Genomic DNA, 2,772 nt, shown 5'->3' with positions numbered 1-2,772 from the left:
TCAGACCAAGATTTTAGTGAATACAAAATAACTAATTTTCCCGATGCAAAAGCATGGAATGATTTGATGGCAAATTCAAATATCGAAGCAAAAGAAGGAACTGTAACTACTGCACTCAAACCATACGAAGCAAAAATACTTATTAGTTAGTATTTGTAACTACACCTACTTATACAAAATAAAATATCTAAGACATCTACTTTGCGTGTTCACAATGTAGATACCTTAGATATTAAGTGGGAGAATATTTAGCCAACAATGATATAAGCGAGACATGATAGGGAATTACACCAAACTAAGCGCCGAGGAAACAGAACAAACAAGACACGCGCGTAAACTACGCAATAAACAGTTAAATTTATTTGATTACAAATCAGACTGAACTGATAAGCAATTTATTAAAATACAATCTGCTCAATCTTGCTTAATTTTTAGATTAAGCTCTAAAAGTGAAGAAGCTGTGAAGAGAGAAAGTTAATATTTAGTTAGTAAATATTGTATACTGAGTTACACTTGTAAAGAAAGTAATCTAATACTTCCAACCTAATACTTCCGCTACCTGGTCGGTAAAGGTCATAGGGTCGAAGGGTTTTGACACCATTCCAGTTATACCCAGTTCTGCAAATCGACGTTGGTCACTCGCTTGAACTTTTGCTGTCAGTAAAACTACGGGAATTTTACTGGTCAAAGCATTTGCTTGCAAATTTTTGAAGGTTGTGATGCCGTCCATTTCTGGCATCATTACATCGAGGAGGATAGCATCAGGTTGTTCAATTTCTGCTTTCAATAATCCTTCGCTACCAGACTCTGCGGTAAAAACCTCAAACCCACCTACTGCTTCAAGGGTTAGTTGAGCAACTTCGCGAATATCGTCTTCATCGTCAATTATTAAAATACGCTTACTAGCCATTACGGCGCCCATCCTTTTTACTAGAAACTATACAATTAAGCAATGCTATCGTCCGTTGTTCAAATTCTTCGGGTGTAACTCTAGCTTTGGTTAAAAATAAAGTTTGCCCCAAGTTTAATCTGTCACAGTCGGCTTTAGTTAAATCTTTAGTGCTGTAAACGACTAAAGGTACTTGATGCAAATGGTTGTGATGTCGCAACCAGTCTACAACTGCGAACCCATCAACGTCGGGTAGTCCAATATCAAGTACCAATAAATAAGGTGTCAAACTCTGACTTAGCTGGATAGCTTCGCGTCCATTACGAGCATGGTGTGTTTCTATACCATAACGCTCGAATATTGCAATCAGTACCTGCGCTAGGTCGGGGTCATCTTCCACTATTAGAACTTTTAAACTATCATCAGATGTCGATAACGCGCGTTGGTGTAAAATTGTTGGTCAAGATCAAAAATCGCAATAGCGTATTGTTTAATCAACTTTTTATCTATAATCTCATCAATAAAAGGTTGAGGTCGAACTACACCAACGATAAACCCATCAAAAGTATTATTCTTTAAAAACAAAGGCACGTAAATTAAAAAGCCTTTACCACCTTGAATTAGAGGAACTACGCGCGTCATACTTGGATTGCCAGTTTCCTTAGCTCTACTCATGGCAATTTGACGATATGGCTCAAACAGCAAAGCGCGTTTTTCTACACCTTCATTACCCGAATATGGTATAATCCAACGCACAAAACCCGAATTGTCAACCCATTCAAGAGCTTGATAACCTTTATAATCAAGTAAATAATTTGTTGCGTCGTCTTCCCACTGTCCCCTAGAAGTTCCACCGCGAAACTCCCAACGTTGTGCCATTCGTTCGAGCGCGTGAGTACGGGTTGTAATTTCAGAAAAAATATCTTCCCCAATCCCATCTGTAGCTAATTCGACATTTCTTTTGATTTGAAGTTGCTCTTGAGATAGCAAACCCTGCCATAGCAATAAATTTACAATCAACACACAGGCGCCTACCAAAATCGATAGCCACAGTTGTCGCCGTCTAACTTTTTTTCTCACACCTCCATTATTCATAGCTCTAATCCTTTGCATCGCAACGCTGCTGTATAATACAATGCTTCTAAGTTTTTTCCGTCTTGTGAATACTGAGATACACCCATATTAATAATTACTTTAACTTGTTTATGTTTATTAACATTCAAATTTAATATTCTCTGGGTAGCGTCTTTTATACATTTGAATATCAAATTCTTACTGTCATCAAGTTCTACTCTATACAAACACAATACAAATTCCGCACCAGCCCAGCGACAAACAACTTGCTGATTAAATGTATCTTTAAGTATTTTTGCAAAGACAGATAAAACTTGGTCTCCAGTAGTATAAATATACTCTTCGTTAATTTGTTGAAGATTGCTTATTTGAAGGGCAGCTAGGCATAACGGTTGATTATGACATTCGGCTTCTAGTATACGTTTATTAATTTCCCCGATAGACTTTTGACGGTTGGCAAGTCCAGTTAAAGGGTCAATTTGAGCAAAGTTTCGCAGTAGACGAGTACGTTCAATCCGGTTGAGAATACGCGCGACTATTTCCGGCCCAACCACTGGTTTTTTAATGTAATCATCGGCACCTATGGCAAACACTCGTAGCATAATATCAGGACTCGAATGGGCAGTTAGAAATAGTACAGGTAAACCGCTATATTCAGGGTCGTTCCGCAAAAGCTGACACAGTTCAATTCCACTCATAGATGGCATTTCCACATCCAAAACTATCAAATCTGGAGCTGTGCCTTTTAAAGTATCCCAAAACTTAAGTGGGTCTTCTAAGGTAGTAATTTGTAATCCCCAAGGCTTTAA

Annotated in this window: 4 protein-coding genes; all 4 read right to left on the bottom strand. The window is 38.0% G+C overall.

The window, feature by feature from the left end:
* Positions 1-529 precede the first annotated feature (529 nt).
* Entirely contained in the window at positions 530-910 is a 381-nt protein-coding gene (locus AC2JBO_RS44330; RefSeq protein WP_496959980.1) for a response regulator, read from the bottom strand.
* Complete coding sequence (locus AC2JBO_RS44325; protein WP_496959979.1) at positions 903-1,289, bottom strand: response regulator; 387 nt, start codon at positions 1,287-1,289, stop codon at positions 903-905. Before AC2JBO_RS44325 ends, AC2JBO_RS44330 begins: the two co-directional genes overlap by 8 nt.
* An 11-nt stretch (positions 1,290-1,300) precedes the next feature.
* Positions 1,301-1,984, bottom strand: a complete 684-nt coding sequence (locus AC2JBO_RS44320; RefSeq protein ID WP_496959978.1) for a CHASE domain-containing protein — start codon at positions 1,982-1,984, stop codon at positions 1,301-1,303.
* Positions 1,981-2,772: GGDEF domain-containing response regulator (locus AC2JBO_RS44315; RefSeq protein ID WP_496959977.1), on the bottom strand; the 792-nt coding region annotated here is incomplete at its 5' end. The genes AC2JBO_RS44320 and AC2JBO_RS44315, both read right to left, overlap by 4 nt.

It is taken from the genome of Calothrix sp. CBUCES-K 9914 (assembly GCF_059640475.1).
Note: the sequence above shows the minus strand (reverse complement) of the source record. Positions and strands in the feature narration are given on the sequence as shown.

Excerpts from the sequence above, each read along its gene's own strand:
- AC2JBO_RS44330 (WP_496959980.1), bottom strand. The coding sequence starts at position 910 with ATGGCTAGTAAGCGTATTTTAATAATTGACGATGAAGACGATATTCGC.
- AC2JBO_RS44320 (WP_496959978.1), bottom strand. The coding sequence starts at position 1,984 with ATGAATAATGGAGGTGTGAGAAAAAAAGTTAGACGGCGACAACTGTGG.